This is a genomic window from Nocardioides sp. Root682, from assembly GCF_001427795.1.
Lineage (GTDB): Bacteria > Actinomycetota > Actinomycetes > Propionibacteriales > Nocardioidaceae > Nocardioides.
The window spans coordinates 277,338-293,340 of the sequence record NZ_LMHJ01000004.1 but is presented as its reverse complement, the minus strand read 5'-3'; the positions used below and the strand labels follow the sequence as shown (position 1 = coordinate 293,340).

General features: G+C 70.5%; 14 protein-coding genes. 2 read left to right on the top strand and 12 right to left on the bottom strand.

The window, feature by feature from the left end:
* Positions 1–83: 83 nt before the first annotated feature.
* Positions 84–1,154, top strand: a complete 1,071-nt coding sequence (gene disA, locus ASD84_RS22160; RefSeq protein WP_414858607.1) for a DNA integrity scanning diadenylate cyclase DisA — start codon at positions 84–86, stop codon at positions 1,152–1,154.
* On the opposite strand, the gene ASD84_RS22155 is transcribed toward disA, so the two are convergent.
* Complete coding sequence (locus ASD84_RS22155) at positions 1,151–1,909, bottom strand: hypothetical protein (protein WP_056715722.1); 759 nt, start codon at positions 1,907–1,909, stop codon at positions 1,151–1,153. The genes disA and ASD84_RS22155 overlap by 4 nt on opposite strands.
* A gap of 77 nt (positions 1,910–1,986) precedes the next feature.
* Here ASD84_RS22155 and ASD84_RS22150 point away from each other — a divergent pair, with 77 nt between their 5' ends.
* Positions 1,987–2,877, top strand: coding sequence for an A/G-specific adenine glycosylase (locus tag ASD84_RS22150; RefSeq protein ID WP_056715719.1), 891 nt, complete (start codon positions 1,987–1,989; stop codon positions 2,875–2,877).
* A 77-nt stretch (positions 2,878–2,954) separates the two neighbouring features.
* On the opposite strand, the gene ASD84_RS22145 is transcribed toward ASD84_RS22150, so the two are convergent.
* The 11 genes from ASD84_RS22145 to ASD84_RS22095 form a co-directional block, all read right to left on the bottom strand.
* Complete coding sequence (locus ASD84_RS22145; protein ID WP_056715715.1) at positions 2,955–3,461, bottom strand: nitroreductase family deazaflavin-dependent oxidoreductase; 507 nt, start codon at positions 3,459–3,461, stop codon at positions 2,955–2,957.
* Positions 3,462–3,526: 65 nt separating this feature from the next.
* Entirely contained in the window at positions 3,527–6,094 is a 2,568-nt protein-coding gene (locus ASD84_RS22140) for an ATP-dependent Clp protease ATP-binding subunit (RefSeq protein WP_056715711.1), read from the bottom strand.
* A 108-nt stretch (positions 6,095–6,202) separates the two neighbouring features.
* Positions 6,203–6,532: a histone-like nucleoid-structuring protein Lsr2 gene (locus tag ASD84_RS22135; RefSeq protein WP_056715709.1), complete on the bottom strand. Its 330-nt coding sequence runs from the start codon at positions 6,530–6,532 to the stop codon at positions 6,203–6,205.
* 106 nt (positions 6,533–6,638) lie between these two features.
* Positions 6,639–7,415 (bottom strand): type III pantothenate kinase, encoded by a 777-nt coding sequence (locus tag ASD84_RS22130; protein ID WP_056715705.1) that lies wholly within the window; start codon positions 7,413–7,415, stop codon positions 6,639–6,641.
* 4 nt (positions 7,416–7,419) lie between these two features.
* Positions 7,420–8,334 carry a carboxylating nicotinate-nucleotide diphosphorylase gene (gene nadC, locus ASD84_RS22125; RefSeq protein WP_235531202.1) on the bottom strand — a complete coding sequence of 305 codons (915 nt, stop codon included), beginning with the start codon at positions 8,332–8,334 and terminating at the stop codon, positions 7,420–7,422.
* Positions 8,331–10,040 (bottom strand): L-aspartate oxidase, encoded by a 1,710-nt coding sequence (locus tag ASD84_RS22120; RefSeq protein WP_056715703.1) that lies wholly within the window; start codon positions 10,038–10,040, stop codon positions 8,331–8,333. Before ASD84_RS22120 ends, nadC begins: the two co-directional genes overlap by 4 nt.
* Positions 10,041–10,068: 28 nt before the next feature.
* A complete protein-coding gene (panD, locus tag ASD84_RS22115) occupies positions 10,069–10,488 on the bottom strand; it encodes an aspartate 1-decarboxylase (protein ID WP_056715699.1) in 420 nt (139 codons plus the stop codon).
* Positions 10,489–10,524: 36 nt separating this feature from the next.
* Positions 10,525–11,409: a pantoate--beta-alanine ligase gene (panC, locus tag ASD84_RS22110; protein ID WP_056715695.1), complete on the bottom strand. Its 885-nt coding sequence runs from the start codon at positions 11,407–11,409 to the stop codon at positions 10,525–10,527.
* Positions 11,406–12,347, bottom strand: coding sequence for a Rossmann-like and DUF2520 domain-containing protein (locus tag ASD84_RS22105; RefSeq protein WP_082573962.1), 942 nt, complete (start codon positions 12,345–12,347; stop codon positions 11,406–11,408). The genes panC and ASD84_RS22105 overlap by 4 nt, the downstream gene beginning before the upstream one ends.
* A 189-nt stretch (positions 12,348–12,536) precedes the next feature.
* Complete coding sequence (locus ASD84_RS22100; RefSeq protein WP_056715691.1) at positions 12,537–14,144, bottom strand: glycosyltransferase family 61 protein; 1,608 nt, start codon at positions 14,142–14,144, stop codon at positions 12,537–12,539.
* Positions 14,145–14,291: 147 nt separating this feature from the next.
* Positions 14,292–15,902, bottom strand: a complete 1,611-nt coding sequence (locus ASD84_RS22095; protein WP_056715689.1) for a glycosyltransferase family 61 protein — start codon at positions 15,900–15,902, stop codon at positions 14,292–14,294.
* Positions 15,903–16,003 lie beyond the last annotated feature (101 nt).

Here is a 16,003-nt window from a genome sequence, read left to right as displayed (position 1 = left end):
ACCTTGGGGGGTGGTGATGGATAAGGTGGTGTCGTCCCCGTTCCATCGTCGTCAGGCCCGCACCGCAGGGAGGAGCCCTCGTGATCACGTCGGCCGATCCCCGACTGCGCGAGACCCTCGCACTGATCGCCCCGGGCACGCCGCTTCGTGACGGCCTCGAGCGCATCCTGCGCGGCCGCACCGGTGCGCTGATCGTGCTCGGTCAGGACAAGCTCGTCGAGACGCTGTGCACCGGTGGCTTCGAGCTCGACGTCCCGTTCACCGCCACCGGCCTGCGCGAGCTGGCCAAGATGGACGGCGCGATCATCGTCGACAGCGACCTCACCCGGATCATCCGGGCCGCGGTGCACCTGATGCCCGACCACAGCATCCCGTCGGAGGAGACCGGCACCCGGCACCGGACCGCCGACCGGGTCGCCAAGCAGACCGGCCGACCCGTCATCTCGGTGTCGCAGTCCATGCAGATCATCGCCGCCTACGTCGGCGACGTACGCCACGTGCTCGAGGACTCCGGTCAGATCCTGTCCCGCGCCAACCAGGCGCTGGCGACGCTGGAGCGCTACAAGCTGCGCCTCGACGAGGTGTCGAGCACCCTGTCGGCCCTGGAGATCGAGGACCTCGTCACCGTCCGCGACGTCGCCGTCGTGGCCCAGCGTCTGGAGATGGTCACCCGGATCGCCCGTGAGATCGAGGACTACGTCCTCGAGCTGGGCACCGATGGCCGCCTCCTGGCCCTGCAGCTCGAGGAGCTGATCACCGGCGTCGACACCGAGCGTGAGCTCGTGATCCGCGACTACGTCCCCTCCCGTCGCCGCAGCCGGGACCCGAACGAGCTGCTCTCCAAGCTCGAGGCGCTGTCGGCGACCGACCTGGTCGACCCGTCCGCCGTCTCGAAGGTGCTCGGCATCGGCACCGGCGAGCACCTCGACGGCGCCGTGGCACCGCGGGGCTACCGGCTGCTCACGAAGGTCCCGCGGCTCCCCACGAACGTCGTGGAGGGCCTGGTCGACCACTTCGGCACCCTGCAGAAGCTGCTGTCCGCCGGGATCGACGACCTGCAGGCGGTCGAGGGCGTCGGGGAGCTGCGTGCCCGCAGCGTCCGCGAGGGTCTCAGCCGGCTGGCCGAGTCGACGATCCTCGAGCGGTACGTCTAACCGGCAGGTTCCCACTGCGGGTTGTCGGACGAGGCCGGCTCGGTGCTCGGCTCCACCTCGACCGTCTTCGTGCCCGGCCCGACGAGGCTGAAGTCCGCCTCCGCGGGCTCCCCACCGAGCGCGGCGGCCGCGATGGTGAAGTCACCGGGCAGCACCCACTCGGTGCGCCTGGTGCAGCCCTGGTTCGACTCGCGGGCATTCCACGCCATCGTGACGACGGTGGCCACCGCGCGTCGTACGACGACGGACTGGGACGGCACGACCTTTCCGCACTGGCGGGTCGTCCAGATCTCCTCGCCGCCCTGGGCGATCCGGACGGTGACGCTCTTGCTGGAGACCTGCCAGGTGCAGGCCTCGGAGGTGAGGGTCTGCAACGACAGGGTGAGGGTGACGTCCTCGCCCGCGACCTGCCCTGCTGTCACCGACGGCGTGACCGCGATGTCGGCGGCGTCGCAGGTGCCCTCGGGCGCAGCCAGGGTCGGTGAGGCCGTGGCCCCCGGGGAGGCGGCTTCCGTCGCGGCGTCGTCGCCAGCGGTCACGGTCCGGGTCGCCGACACCTGGGCGCCGGCCTGCTCGGCGACGGGCGTCTCGTCGGAGGATCCGTCACTGCCGCCGGTGAGCCAGCGGGCGATCACGAAGACGAGCGAGAACGCGACGGTGCCGACGAAGAGACGCCGGCGCCAGTAGACGTCGGCGGGCAGCGGCCCGCGGGTGGTCCGGCCGCGGGCGCTGGAAGGACGGCGCTGCGACGACATGCGTCCGACGGTAGTCAGCCGCGCACCGCGATCCCGGCTGACCCGCCGGACAGGGCCGAAGTCACAATGGGTCTGCGATGACGACAAGCCCTGTGGACCCAGGCGAGCGCCTGGTCACTCCGATCCTGCGGTGGTACGACGAGCACGCCCGCGACCTGCCGTGGCGCCGCCCCGAGGCCTCCGCCTGGTCCGTGCTGGTCAGCGAGTTCATGCTCCAGCAGACGCCCGTGGTCCGGGTGCTCCCCGTCCACGCCGCCTGGCTGGATCGCTGGCCCACTCCGGCGGCACTCGCGGCGGACGTTTCCGGCGAGGCGGTCCGGGCCTGGGGACGACTCGGCTATCCCCGGCGAGCCCTGCGCCTGCACGCGGCGGCTGTCGCGATCACTGAACACCACGGCGGCGTCGTGCCGGCGTCGTACGACGACCTGCTGGCCCTGCCCGGCGTCGGGGACTACACCGCAGCGGCCGTCGCCGCGTTCGCCTACGGGCAACGGCAGGTGGTGCTCGACACGAACGTGCGCCGGGTGCTGGCGCGCACGGTCACCGGCGTGGAGTTCCCCGCGCGGTCGGTGAACCGTGCCGAGCGCGACCTCGGCGCAGCCCTGCTGCCGGAGGATGCGCCGAGCGCCGCCACCTGGTCGGTGGCGGTGATGGAGCTGGGCGCGCTGGTGTGCACTGCCGATCGCCCGCGTTGCGCCGACTGTCCGGTGCGTGACGCGTGTGCCTGGCAGCAGGCCGGCGCGCCGCCGTACGACGGACCGCCGCGGCCGGTGCAGGGCTACGCCGGCACCGACCGCCAGTGCCGCGGCCGGCTGCTCGCCGTGCTGCGCGATGCCCCGGGCGCCGTCCCCAAGGCGCGACTGGACGCGGCCTGGGACGAGCCGGTGCAACGCGAACGCGCGCTCGCCTCACTGCTCGCCGACGGCCTGCTCGTGCGCTCCCCCGACGGCCACTACGCCCTCCCCTGATCGGGATAGTCCCGGGCCAAAAGCACCGCGGAACGCGGAATTCCGGTGCTTTTGGCCAGGGACTATCCCCTTGGAGGTCAGGAAGGCGTCAGGCGGAAGACCCGGATCTCCCGATCGGTGCGGGTCTTGTAGACGGCGTAGTTGCCGGCCAGATCGACCATCTTCTGCCACCCGGCGTCCGCCTCGGCTCCCTCGAGGAGAGCGGCGACCACCGGGATCTCCGTGCCGCCGCTGATGACGCGCGCCTCGGGCTGGGCCAGCAGGTTGCCGGTCCAGGCGGGGTGGTGCGCCTGGCCGAAGTTCGAACCGACCACGATCACCGATTCACCCTCGTCGCGGGCGTAGAGCAGCGGGCTCAGCCGCTTCTGGCCCGACTTGCGGCCGACGGTCTCCAGCAGCAACGTGGGCAGGCCGATCGGCCCGAGCACCGTACGGCGCCCGCGGCTGCGCAGCAGGACCTTGCGGTCCAGCGGCATCAGCTTGCGGATCACGAACGACCCGGCCTTGCTGGAGGCGACCCGGACGGCCACGCCCTGGACCACCGCGTTCTCCGTGCCCCAGCGGTAATCAGGAATGCTTGCCATCAACCGATCAAAGCAGAACCGCCCCGGCCCGTCGATGACGGGCCGGGGCGGATCAGCGAAAGGTGCTACTCGTTGCTGGCGAGCGGGTCGGCGTCGCCGGACAGCTCCGCGACGTCACCCGACGGCTCGGAGACCGTCTCGAGCGGCGGCATGTCCGGCACGCTGTTGACCTTCTGGCCCTCGAACGTGAAGGACGCGTCCGGGCCGTCGCCGTCGACACCGACGAGCACGATCTGGCCGGGGCCGACCTCGCCGAAGAGCATCTTCTCGGCGAGGGTGTCCTCGATCTCGCGCTGGATCGTGCGACGCAGGGGCCGCGCGCCCAGCACCGGGTCGAAGCCCCGGGTGGCGAGCAGGTTCTTCGCCGCCTGGGTCAGCTCGAGCTGCATGTCGCGGTCCTTGAGCCGGAGCTCGACCGACGCGATCATGTTGTCGACCATCGCCACGATCTGCGCCTGCGACAACGGCGGGAAGACGATGATCTCGTCGACGCGGTTGAGGAACTCGGGACGGAAGTGCTGCTTGAGCTCGTCCTGGACCTTGTTCTTCATCCGCTCGTAGGAGCCCGCGGCGTCGTTGCCCTGCTGGAAGCCGAGGTTGACGGACTTGTTGATGTCCTTCGTACCGAGGTTGGTGGTCATGATGATGACGGTGTTCTTGAAGTCCACGACCCGGCCCTGGGAGTCGGTCAGGCGACCTTCCTCCAGGATCTGCAACAGCGAGTTGAAGATGTCGGGGTGGGCCTTCTCGACCTCGTCGAACAGGACCACGGAGAACGGCTTGCGGCGCACCTTCTCGGTGAGCTGGCCACCCTCTTCGTAACCGACGTAGCCGGGAGGCGAACCGAAGAGCCGCGAGACGGTGTGCTTCTCGCTGAACTCCGACATGTCGAGCTGGATCAGCGCGTCCTCGTCGCCGAAGAGGAACTCGGCGAGCGTCTTGGACAGCCACGTCTTACCGACACCGGACGGACCGGCGAAGATGAACGAGCCACCGGGACGCTTGGGGTCCTTCAGGCCGGCCCGGGTACGACGGATCGCCCGGCTCAGCGCGCGCACGGCCTCTTCCTGGCCGATGACCCGCTTGTGGAGCTCGTCCTCCATCTTGAGCAGTCGCGTGGACTCCTCCTCGGAGAGCTTGATGATCGGGATGCCGGTCGCGACCGCCAGCACCTCGGCGATCAGCTCCTCGTCGACCTCGGCCACCTCGTCCATGTCACCGGAGCGCCACTGCTTCTCGCGGTCGGACTTGGCCAGGATCAGCTGCTTCTCCTCGTCGCGCAGACGCGCGGCCGCCTCGAAGTCCTGGCCGTCGATGGCGCCCTCCTTGCGCTGGCGCACGTCATTGATCTTGTCGTCGTACTCACGCAGGTCGGCGGGGGCCGTCATCCGGCGGATCCGCAGGCGCGAGCCGGCTTCGTCGATCAGGTCGATGGCCTTGTCCGGGAGGAACCGGTCGGAGATGTAGCGGTCGGCCAGGGTCGCGGCCGAGACGAGCGCCAGGTCGGTGATCGTCACCCGGTGGTGCGCTTCGTAGCGGTCCCGGATGCCCTTGAGCATCTCGATGGTGTCGGCGACCGACGGCTCGGGGACCTGGATCGGCTGGAAGCGGCGCTCGAGCGCGGCGTCCTTCTCGAGGTACTTGCGGTACTCGTCGAGGGTGGTCGCTCCGATGGTCTGCAGCTCGCCACGGGCCAGCATCGGCTTGAGGATGCTTGCCGCGTCGATCGCGCCCTCGGCCGCACCGGCACCGACGAGGGTGTGGATCTCGTCGATGAACAGCACGATGTCACCGCGGGTGCGGATCTCCTTGAGGACCTTCTTCAACCGCTCCTCGAAGTCACCGCGGTAGCGGGAACCGGCGACGAGCGCACCCAGGTCGAGGGTGTAGATCTGCTTGTCCTTCAGCGTCTCCGGCACGTTGCCCTTGACGATGTCCTGGGCGAGACCCTCGACGATCGAGGTCTTGCCGACACCGGGCTCGCCGATGAGGACAGGGTTGTTCTTGGTACGACGCGACAGCACCTGCATGACCCGCTCGATCTGCGGCCCGCGGCCGATGATCGGGTCCAGCTTGCCCTCACGGGCGTCCTGGGTCAGGTTGCGGCCGAACTGGTCCAGGACCAGCGAGGACGACGGGGTCTCCCCACCGCTGGTGCTTCCCGAGGCCGAAGCGGACGCGCCGCTCTCCTTGCCCTGGAAACCGGACAGCAGCTGGATGACCTGCTGGCGGACCCGGTTGAGGTCGGCGCCGAGCTTCTGCAGGACCTGGGCGGCCACGCCCTCGCCCTCGCGGATCAGGCCGAGCAGGATGTGCTCGGTCCCGATGTAGGAGTGGCCGAGCTGCAGCGCCTCGCGCAGGGACAGCTCGAGCACCTTCTTCGCGCGGGGCGTGAAGGGAATGTGGCCCGACGGCGCCTGCTGGCCCTGGCCGATGATCTCCTCGACCTGGGCGCGCACGGCTTCCAGCGAGATGTCGAGGGACTCCAGCGCCTTCGCGGCGACGCCCTCGCCTTCGTGGATCAGGCCGAGCAGGATGTGCTCGGTCCCGATGTAGTTGTGGGAGAGCATGCGGGCCTCCTCCTGGGCCAACACGACCACCCGGCGGGCTCGGTCAGTGAACCGCTCGAACATCAGCACGCTCCTCACACGTCACAGGGTTGTTCAAGGGATACAACCCTTCGAACAGCCTACGCGTTCCGTGTTGGCGTTCCTTTCCAGTCCGCTGACAGCGAACAGGCCTCAGTTCGCTGAGTCGAACGCCTCGCGTACGTCGGCGGGGATCCGACCGCGCTCGGGGACCTTGAACCCGTTGGAGCGGGCCCACTCGCGGATCTCCTTGGCAGACGCTCCGGCGTCCGACGAGGCCGCGGCCCGGGCTCCGCGGCGAGCCGCGCGGCCGACCTTGCGGCCGTGGCCGACGTAGGTCGCCAGCGCCTCGCGCAGCGCGTCGGCGTTCTTGTCGTTCAGGTCGATCTCGTAGCTGGTGCCGTCGAGGCCGAAGACGACCGTCTGGCTCGCCTCGGTGCCGTCAATGTCATCGACCAGGGTGATGCTGACCTTCTGCGCCATCGCGGGAACTCCTCATTCATTTGCAATATCTCGAAACAACTCGTATTCACGAGTTCCGTTGCAAGGAATCAAAGCACAGGACTGCGGATACCGGAATCAACGCCGCCTATCGTTGATTGCGGAGGAACACCTTTTCCAGGCCGCGCAAGGTCAGCCACGGGGAATGGTCGGTGAAACAGCGACATTCTTCGAAGACGAGTGGCGCGAGGTGCCCGGTCGCAATCACCGCCACGTCGTCGGTCGCGCACCCCAGCGCGGCAATGAGGCGCCCGACCATGCCTTCCACCTGGCTGGCGACGCCGAACACCATGCCGGACTGGAGTGCCTCGACGGTGTTCTTGCCGATCACACCGCGGGGACGCACGAGCTCGACCATCCGCAGCTGCGCCCCGCCGCGGCTCAAGGCGTCGAGCGAGATCTCGATTCCGGGCGTGATCGCCCCGCCGACGTACCGGCCCTGGGCATCGACGACGTCGAAAGTCGTGGCCGTGCCGCCGAAGTCGACCACGATGGCCGGACCCGAATAATCGGCGGCGGCGGAAAGCGCATTGATGATGCGGTCCGTACCGACTTCGCGCGGATTGTCGACCATGATCGGAACTCCGGTGCGAATACCGGGTTCGACAATCACCTGCGCCACGTCGGGGAAATGCGCGGCCAGCATCTCGCGCCACGCATTGAGACCGGCCGGGACCGTCGAGCACACCACGATCCCGGTGACGTCCTGCTCGAGGTCGCCGAGCAGGCCGCGGATCAGCACCGACCACTCGTCGGCCGTACGGCGCTCGTCGGTCGACACCCGCCAGTCGGCAACCACGTCGCCGTCCTCGAGCAGGCCGAGGACGGTGTGGGCGTTGCCGATGTCGGCGGCGAGCAGGGACATGGGGCTAACCGGTCCGGAAGTCCAGGCCGAGGTCGAAGACGTTGACCGAGTGGGTCAGCGCGCCGACGGAGATGAAGTCGACGCCCGTCTCCGCGACCTCGCGGGCACGTTCGAGGGTCAGCCCGCCCGACGCCTCGAGGGTGGCGTTGCCGCCGGCCGCCCGGTTGATCCGGACCGCCTCGGCCATGTCAGCAGTGCTCATGTTGTCGAGAAGCACCTCGGTGCAGCCCGCGGCGAGCACGTCGCGCAGCTCGTCGAGGTCCATCACCTCGACCTCCACGCGGAGGCCGGGGTTGGCTGCCACGACAGCCCGGTAGGCAGGAACGACGCCACCCGCGGCGACGGCGTGGTTGTCCTTGACCATGGCGCGGTCGACGAGGCTGAACCGGTGGTTGACCCCGCCGCCGCAGGCGACGGCGTACTTCTGCAGCGCACGCCAGCCGGGCAGCGTCTTGCGGGTGTCGAGCACCCGCGCGCTCGTGCCGGCGAGTGCATCGACCCACGCGGCAGTCGCGGTGGCGACGCCGGACAGGTGCGAGGCGAAGTTGAGGGCGGTGCGCTCGGCGGTCAGGACGCCCTGGACGGGGCCTGCCACCGTGAGGACGACGTCGCCGGGGACCACTCGGGTGCCGTCGGCCACGCGGCCGCTCAGCTCCACCGTGTCACCGAGGGCGTAGACGAACGCCAGCTCCGCGATCGCGAGGCCGGCCACGACCCCGGGCTCGCGAGCGACGAAGTCGGCGACCGCGCGGCCCATGTCGGGCATCGCGGCGCTGGTGACGTCGTCGGCGCCACCGGGCAGGTCCTCCTCGAAGGCCAGCGCGACGTGCTCGTGGATCGCCTTCGGGTCGAGCCCGGCGGCGGCGATCTCCTCGACGAGCGAGGCCGGCAGGGCGTCGTACGACGTCCGGGCGATCACGCGTTGCCCCCGTCGAGCGTGCCGTCGGTGGCCGGGGAGGCGACGAACGCCACCGTGGTCACCCCGTCGGTCATCCGGACGTCGAAGTGGCCGGCCCAGTGGGCGTCGTCCCGCTCGGGGAAGTCCTCGCGCCAGTGCGAGCCGCGGGTCTCCTCGCGCAGCGCGGCGGCGTCGGTGAGGGCCGCGCTGATCGTGACCAGGTTGGTCGCCTCCCACGCGGCCTGACCGACGACGTCGGCCGTGTGGCCAGCCAGCTTGTCGAGCACGGCACCTGCCTCGGCGAGGCCGGGCGCCGTACGCAGGACGCCCACCTTCGAGGACATCGCCTCCTGCAGCTCACGGCGTACGTCACCCGCGACGAGTCCTGCCGTACGGCGGTCCTCGGCCGGCTCACGCCAGGGGGCGAGCTCTGCGGGCAGGACCTCGGCGATCCGCCGCGAGAAGACCAGGCCCTCGAGCAGCGAGTTGGACGCGAGCCGGTTGGCGCCGTGCACGCCGGAGCAGGCGACCTCGCCCGTGGCGTAGAGCCCGGGGAGGTCGGTACGACCGTGCAGGTCGGTCCGGACACCACCGGACGCGTAGTGGCAGGCGGGCGCGACGGGGATCAGCGCGTTGACGGGGTCGACGCCGTGGGAGCGGGCGGTCGCCAGGATCGTCGGGAACCGCTTCTCCCAGAACTCGGCGCCGAGGTGGCGGGCGTCGAGCCACATGTGCGGGCGGCCGGTCTCGATCATCCGCTTCATGATCGCCTTGGCGACGACGTCGCGCGGGGCGAGGTCGGCCAGCTCGTGGACACCCTGCATGAAGCGGTTGCCGCCCTCTTCCGGCGGGCCGTCGACCAGGAAGGCGCCCTCGCCGCGCACGGCTTCGGAGATGAGCGGCTGCTGGCCGCGGGACTCAGGCCCGAGGTACATCACGGTCGGGTGGAACTGCACGAACTCCAGGTCGCGCAGCGTCGCGCCGGCGCGCAGGGCCAGCGCCATGCCGTCACCGGTGGCGACGGACGGATTCGTGGTCTGGGAGAACACCTGACCGAGCCCACCACTGGCCAGGACGACAGCACGGCACTGGACGGCACCGACGCCGTCGCGCTCGCCCTCGCCGATGACGTGCAGGGTCAGGCCCGCGACGCCGCTCACGCCGTTCTCGTCCGCGCCGAGCAGCAGGTCGACGGCCAGCGCGTGCTGGATGACCTCGATGTCGGGGGCCGCCTCGATCGCGGCGATCAGGGCGCGCTGGATCTCCGCGCCCGTGGCGTCGCCGCCGGCGTGCGCGATCCGGTCGCGGTGGTGGCCGCCCTCCCGGGTCAGCGACAGCTCGCCGTCATCGGTGTGGTCGAAGTTGGTGCCGAGCGCGATCAGCTCGCGCACGGCCTCGGGGCCTTCGTTGACCAGCGCCCGGACAGCGTCCAGGTCACACGCGCCCGCGCCGGCGACCAGGGTGTCGACCTCGTGCTCCTCGGGGGTGTCACCCGGTCCGAGCGCCGCGGCGATGCCGCCCTGCGCCCATTGGGTCGAACCTGCCGCGAGCACGTCCTTGGTGACCACGAGGATCTTGTCGACCTGCCCACGCAGGCGCAGCGCAGCGGTCAGTCCGGCGATGCCGGACCCGACGATGACGACATCGGCGCGAGTGGACCAGCCGGGGCCGGGGGCGTTCAGCCGGCCCGGAAGGCGTCGTACTGCGGCGGGCACGTGGTCAGGCATCCCAGCAGGCTACTGATCCGCAGCCGCGTCAGCGCGCCGCGGTGACGTCGCCGCGCTCGAGGCTCGGGTCGCCGAAGGTCTCTGCCGGGTCGAAGCCGGTGGCCATGATCTTGTTGTCGGCGTCGACGAAGACGACGCTCGGCTTGAACTCCTTGGCCTCCTCGGTCGTCATCTGGCCGTAACCGATGAGGATGACCAGGTCTCCGGGGTGCACGAGGCGGGCGGCGGCGCCGTTGATGCCGATGATCCCCGAGCCCCGCTCGCCGGCGATCGTGTAGGTCTCGAGGCGAGCACCGTTGTCGATGTCGACGATGTGCACGAGCTCGCCGGCCAGCAGGTCAGCCGCGTCGAGCAGGTCCTCGTCGACGGTGACGGAGCCGACGTAGTGCAGGTCGGCCTGGGTGACGGTCGCGCGGTGGATCTTGCTCTTCATCATGGTGCGCAGCATGGGATTCCCCCTGGAATCGGCTTGGAGACTGGCTGGCTAGAACTGCAGGGTCATGTTGTCGATGAGCCGGGTCGTGCCGACCCTGGCTGCCACGAGGATCCGGCCCTCGGTGCCGGCTTCCGGGAAGTCGGGCAGCTCGCCCAGACCCGGATCGGTGAGCGCGAGGTAGTCGAGCTCGACGCCCGGCTCCTCCTTGATGACGCTCATGGCTGCCCAGCGGGCCGCCGCGACGCCGTACGACGCCCGACCCTGGGCCGCGCGCAGCGCACGGCTCAACGTGGCAGCTTGCTGGCGCTGCTCCTCGTCGAGGTAACGGTTGCGGCTGGACCGGGCCAGCCCGTCGGCCTCGCGATCAGTGGGGGCACCGACGATCTCGATGCCCAGGCAGAGGTCGGAGACCATCCGCCGGATCAGGGTCAGCTGCTGGTAGTCCTTCTCGCCGAAGACAGCGAGGTCGGGACGGACCAGCCCGAACAGCTTGGCGACCACGGTGAGCACACCCCGGAAGTGGCCGGGCCGGCTGGCGCCGTCGAGGACGTCGCCGAGCGGGCCGGGCTGAACGGTGACGGCCTGGGACGGCTCGCCCTCGTGCGGCACGCCGTCGGGGTACAGCTCGGCGACGACCGGCGCGAAGACGACGTCGACGCCCTCGGTGGCCGCCATCTCGAGGTCGGTGTCGAACGTGCGCGGGTAGCGGTCGAGGTCCTCGCCCGCGCCGAACTGCAAGGGGTTGACGAAGATCGAGACCACGACGACGCCGTCGACGCCGGCGCGCTCACGAGCGGCGCGCATCAGGGTCGCGTGTCCCTCGTGCAGGGCGCCCATGGTCGGCACCAGCACGACCGGAGTCCGGCCCGACGAGAGCAGGCCGGCGAGGTCTGCCCGGCTGCGCGCGACAGCCGGCATGACGGTTGCGGTCATGCCTGGTCGGCCTCGTTGGCTCGTCGTGCGCCGCCGAGGAAGGAAGCGGTGTACCCGGCCGGCCGGTTGCCGTAGGCGCCCAGCACGTCCGCGATCTTCAGTGCCTGGATCGGGATCAGCCGGCCATCGGTGACGGCCCGGTCGAGCGTGGCCCAGGCCATCGCGACGTACGACGGCAGGGTGTCGGGCGCGTTGCGCGAGATGTCGGCCAGGTGGGCCGCAACGGTCTGCACGTCGCCGCGCACGATCGGGCCGGTCAGGGCGGCGTCGCCGTGGGCGAGCGCGTTGTCGAGGGCGGCGTCGAGCAGCGGGCGCAGCGTGCCGGACGGGTCGTCCACACCGGCAGCGGCGAGCATGCCCATCGCCTCGCTCACCAGGGTGACGAGGTGGTTGGCGCCGTGGGCGAGACCCGCGTGGTACAGCGTGCGCATCTCCTCGGGCACCCAGGTCGGGCGTCCACCGAGGTCGGCGACGAGGGACTCGGCGACCTGACGCTCCTCGGGACCGGCGGTCAGGCCGAAGACGCAGCCGTGCAGGCGCTCGAGGTCGACGACGGTGCCGGTGAAGGTCATGGCGGGGTGCAGGGCGATCACGTGCGCGCCGATCTCGGCGGCCGGCGCGAGCACGGCGAGACCGTGGCGACCGGAGGTGTGGGCGACGTACTGCCCCGCTCGGAGGGCGCCGCTCGCGGCGAGGACCTGCACCACGTTGGGGAGCATGTCGTCGGGCACGGTCAGCAGCAGCAGGTCGGCGTCGCGCGCGACGTCGCTCGGCTTGTGCAGCGGTACGCCGGGCAGCAGCTCGGCAGCGCGGCGACGCGAAGCGTCGGACTCGCCGGCAGCGGACACGACGTGGTGACCGGCGGCGTGCAGACCCGCAGCGAGGACGGCACCGACGCGGCCAGCGCCGATCACACCCACGCGGAACTTGTGGGACATCTGAGAACCTTTCGTTCCCGTCCCTCCGACCACTCCTCCCTCTCGGGCGGAGCCGGGGTGGGTACCGGACGTTGTGCTCACGTATCTGCTTCCCGGGGTTCCGGGACGAGACAACGGTACGCGCACGCGACGGCACTGAGAACAGGTCCGGGCCGTGGGACGAGTCACACCCCGGGCGACCCGGGGTGCTCAGAGCTCGGCGAACACCTGCGCGAGGAACCGGCCCTCACGCTCGTGGTCGAAGGTGTACGGCGAGTGGAACGCCTTGACGACGTACGCACCACGCGGAGCGGGGATCTCGGCGACGCACCAGGCGACGTCGATCCGGTGGTTGCGGGCCGCCGCGATCATCCATTCGTTCTCGGCGGTGTAGGACTCCGAGGAGACCATGATCAGGTGCTTCGGCTCGAGAGCCAGCATCGCGTTGAAGAGCCCGCTGCCGGCGTACCCGCCGATCACCTTCGCCTCACGGAACAGCCGCGCCTGCTCGGCCAGGCTGTAGTCCTCGGGGTACACGATCTCGAAACCCTGCGCGGCGAAGAGTGCCTCCACCTCGGCGCCGTTGCGGCAGCTCCGCTTGCCGTGACGCCGGGAGACGAAGAAGCGTTCGGGATAGGCGCGGTCAGGAGCGTCGGCGGCGAGCGAGGCCCCGAGGTGGTCCCAGACCTCCGTGATGCCCGGATGGATGTAGTTGGGCTGCGAGAACATCGGCGTTGCCGCGATCAGCTTCTCGACCCGCACCGGCTCGTACTCGAACACCAGGTCCTCGCGGGCGACACCGAACCTGCCGAGGAGGTCGACCTCGAAGTCCGCCAGCTCACGGTGCTTGTTCTTGGCCATCACGACCTTCAGGCCGGGATGGATCTCCCGGGCCCGCTGGAAGGCCCACATCCGGGAGAGCTGCTCGGTCACCGCATGGCCGAAGTGGCCTCGGAACTCGGAGTCCCAGAAGAAGTGAGGGCCGTTGAGGACCTTGCGCGCCGGGCGCTTGTCCTTGGGTACGGCGAACAACGGCGCCCGCTCCGGGGCGTACTGGTTGCCCAGGCGCGGGCGCCCGATGTGGCGGTAGGTGTCCGGGAGCAGGAAGTGATCGATCACCGCCACCTGGCCCGGGAGGCACAGCACGTCGTCGTACTCGCGCAGGTAGAGGTCCGGGGCGGCGTACTCCCGCTGCCAGAAGCCTCCGAGGTCGGACTCGCTCTCCCGGAGCTCTGCTGTCGGACGCCACGTGACGCCGGGCCGGCTGTCGAGGACGCGCCCGCGACCGGTGGCCGCGATCACGGTGTTGGCGGCCTGCTCGTTGAGCTTCGCGTGCACGTCATGGCCGTTGGTGATCACGAGGTGTCCGTCGACGAACTCGACGGACGCCATGGCCGAGCGCAGGGACGTGATGTCGACCGGCCGCAGGCCGAACGGCCGGGGAGCGATCCCTGACCCCGGGTCGGTCACCGCCGCGACGAAGAGGAAGGGGCTGGACGTGGCGTCCACGGCCGGCGCAGGCGCGCCCGCCGCGGCCTCGGGGCGACGGGCCGCGTCAGGCACCACGAGGCGGCCACCGGCCCGTGCATGGAAGAGGAGGTCGGGGATCATCCGGACGCGGGCCGTGGGATTCGCGACGTCCAGGACGACCACGTCGAACCGCCCGGCCACCGCCAGGGCGGCATGCAGGTCCCACCGCTCACGGCCGGCGTCGAACACGAGCGGCGGCGTCGGGAACGCCTCAGCCAGACGGCCGGGCTCGTCCGTGACCAGCGCCAGTCGGCCACGCCCGGCCTCGGCGACGACCCGCTCGAACACCGAGCGCCCGCTCTCGGCTGGGCGCCGCGCGCGGCTGAGGCGCCGGCGTACCTTCCCCAGACCACGGCGAGCGCGGCCCGCCGAGCTTCGCAGCCGCGTCCGGACAGGAGGTCGTTCCACAGTCACGACCGACACCGTAGCGTCCGGTCAGCTGAGCGGTGGCAGCCCGTCGAGCACCTTCAGCAAGGCGGGCCCCTCGGCGTCGACGTCGAAGGTGAAGCCTGCCTGGACCCGGTTGCTGGCGACCGTGGCGCACACCACGCTGTCGATCCGGTGACCGCGTACGGCGGCCATCAACACCTCGTTGCGCGGCGTGTAGCTGCTCGACCCGACCTGGATCACGTGGATCGGGTGCGGGACGAAGGCAATCTGGAACATGCCGCTGCCGGCGAAGCCCGCCACCACCTCGGCCGAACGGAACATGGCGACCTGGTCACCCAGCGAGAGGTCCTCGGGGTAGACGATCTCGAAGCCGCGGTCCGCGAACATCCGCTCCACCACGTCCGCGTTGTCGCAGGCCCGTTTGGCGATCCGTCTGGCAATGAAGATGCGCCGTGGCCACTCGGTCCGACCGGCCTCGGCCGCGAGGCGGTCCCCGACCTCGTCCCAGGTCTGCGCGATCCGGGGATGGACGTACTCGGGGTTGCTGAGCATCGGCGTGCCCGAGAGCAGTCGTTCGACCCGGACAGCACTGTCGATCTTCACGATGCGGTCACGGGGGATGCCGCACGTCTCGTAGAAGTGGTACTCCCAGTCCGCGATCTCCGGACGGCCACGCGCCCGGCTCATCAGAGCCCGCACGCCGGGGTCGATCGCGAGCGCGGCCTGCCAGGTCCAGACCCTCGACAGGGTCTCGGTCATCAGGTGCCCGAAGTGACCGCGGACCTCGTTGTCGAGGTGGACGAAGGTCCCCTCGAGCCGGGGCAGGTCGTCACGGACAGGTCGCTGCGGCACACCCAGCCTCGGCCCGACGTCCACGACTCCGCGGTTCACGAGCCGGGCGTTCTGGTGGTGCCGGTACGTCTCCGCCGGGAGGACCCGCTCGGCGATCACCAGCTGTTCGACGTCCACGACCACGTCGCGGTAGTCACGCAACGTCAGGTCGGCGCGGTTGATGGCCCGGTCCATCGGCGGCTCTCGGAGGACCGGCACCTCGGTGATGACCGCAGCGCTCGGAGGGTCCTCGGCGGGAATCGTCGAGAGGATCCGGTGCCCGTGGCCACTCCGCTCGATCCAGGCGCTGGTCTGCGGTTCGTCCAGCTTGGCGAGGACGTCGGGCAGGTCGTGACGCAGCACGAGGTCCTCCCCGTCCGCGGTGGCCTGCACGTGCATGCGGACCGCCAGGAGGGCGTTGGCCGCGATCGAACGCAGGCGGCCCCCGCGGAGCGGCTCCTCGGCGAGCGCGGCGGCACTCGCGAGGTGATCGCCGAGCTTCCCGCGTCCGGGGCCCAGCTCGACGGCGCCGCCCGGTACGACGTACAGGCCGTGAGCGCGGACGTGGAAGAAGACCGTGCGGAACCGGAACAGGCGCCCCTCCTTGGAAGGCACGTCGATGATGGCGTCGATCGGGTCGAGCAGCGTCAGCTGGACCTGTCGCTCGTCGGCGTCGGTGGCTGCCTCCACGACCGTCCACGTCGGGGACGCAGCAACCAGGGCGTCGACGAGGCCACGTCGACCGCTGCCGAGCACGACGACGGTCGCTGACGGCCGATCACCGAGCTCGCCGCGCACCAGCGAGACCAGGCGGGCGTCGGACACGTGGCTGCCGTCCCTGCGCCGATCACGTCGGTCGCGGACGGACCCCCGGACCCTGCTCCACACCATGAACTCCCCCTCGACTGCTGGGCGGAAGCCTAGAT

What these genes read in the sequence shown, in the direction of transcription:
- ASD84_RS22155 (WP_056715722.1), bottom strand. Translation starts at nt 1,909, where the DNA reads ATGTCGTCGCAGCGCCGTCCTTCCAGCGCCCGCGGCCGGACCACCCGC.
- ASD84_RS22150 (WP_056715719.1), top strand. Translation starts at nt 1,987, where the DNA reads ATGACGACAAGCCCTGTGGACCCAGGCGAGCGCCTGGTCACTCCGATC.
- ASD84_RS22145 (WP_056715715.1), bottom strand. Translation starts at nt 3,461, where the DNA reads ATGGCAAGCATTCCTGATTACCGCTGGGGCACGGAGAACGCGGTGGTC.
- ASD84_RS22140 (WP_056715711.1), bottom strand. Translation starts at nt 6,094, where the DNA reads ATGTTCGAGCGGTTCACTGACCGAGCCCGCCGGGTGGTCGTGTTGGCC.
- ASD84_RS22135 (WP_056715709.1), bottom strand. Translation starts at nt 6,532, where the DNA reads ATGGCGCAGAAGGTCAGCATCACCCTGGTCGATGACATTGACGGCACC.
- ASD84_RS22130 (WP_056715705.1), bottom strand. Translation starts at nt 7,415, where the DNA reads ATGTCCCTGCTCGCCGCCGACATCGGCAACGCCCACACCGTCCTCGGC.
- ASD84_RS22120 (WP_056715703.1), bottom strand. Translation starts at nt 10,040, where the DNA reads ATGCCTGACCACGTGCCCGCCGCAGTACGACGCCTTCCGGGCCGGCTG.
- panD (WP_056715699.1), bottom strand. Translation starts at nt 10,488, where the DNA reads ATGCTGCGCACCATGATGAAGAGCAAGATCCACCGCGCGACCGTCACC.
- panC (WP_056715695.1), bottom strand. Translation starts at nt 11,409, where the DNA reads ATGACCGCAACCGTCATGCCGGCTGTCGCGCGCAGCCGGGCAGACCTC.
- ASD84_RS22105 (WP_082573962.1), bottom strand. Translation starts at nt 12,347, where the DNA reads ATGTCCCACAAGTTCCGCGTGGGTGTGATCGGCGCTGGCCGCGTCGGT.